General features: G+C 59.5%; 1 protein-coding gene. It reads left to right on the forward strand.

Annotated features, from left to right (window positions below):
- The first annotated feature begins 238 nt into the window (after window positions 1–238).
- Window positions 239–517, forward strand: coding sequence for a DUF2285 domain-containing protein (locus ACWGS9_RS35015; protein ID WP_454509456.1), 279 nt, complete (start codon window positions 239–241; stop codon window positions 515–517).
- Window positions 518–856: the final 339 nt, after the last annotated feature.

An 856-nucleotide genomic window follows, 5' to 3' on the forward strand; every position in this document is an offset into this window, starting at 1 on the left:
GTTTGCGTATGGTCCCCTTCGAACGAACGGCGCTCATCGCCTACCGGGTGGCAGATACTGCCGAAGTCACCAACATCCTTCTACGGCGGCAGGGACTACGAATCCCTCTATCCAAGCGATGAATCCGAATAGTCACATCGGATTCGGGACGGCATAGAGACGTCGCAGTTGGGGCTCGCCCGCAAGGGAAGCCGCACTGACCCTTTCCTTCGCCAACGACGATCGTTAAAAAGGAAAAATGCTCCAGCCGCTGCTCGACCCAGATGTCGCCGATGAGGCGCCAACTTCTCCGATCCTTACCGGATATGACGAAGAGCATTTGCTGACCTACATTCGCCTACTCGATGCAGCCGCCGAGGGCGCCGACTGGCGGGAAGTTGCCAAGATCGTTCTGCACATCGACCCGGCGACCGAGCCCGATCGTGCTTTCCGGGCCTGGGAGACGCATCTTGCGCGTGCGCGGTGGATGACGACGAACGGTTTCAAATATTTGCTCGCCGGCGGGGCACCGCATTGAAGCCTTGCGCAGGAGCAAGGTGGGGTGGGCGGGGAGCGCGAGGGGCGGGCCAGGGGCGCCTTCGCCTGGCCCTGGCCGGTTCGATACCGGCCTGAGGGCGTTTCAAACGCAAGAAAGCCGGGGCATCACTGCCCAGGCCTCAGATATCACACCGACCTACTCGGCTGCGATGGCAGACGGTATTGAGCAGAGATCTGAGGCAAGTTTCATTGCCTTCTGCGGCTGCCTTCATTAATGAAGCTAAACTTCACAGAAGCCATAGAATCAGGAGCATTCCGTGATAGAAGAAGCCGACGACAATACTGACGCCCTCATCGAGCTCACGGCGGACGTCGTCTC

This window comes from Mesorhizobium sp. Arg314, assembly GCF_053714275.1.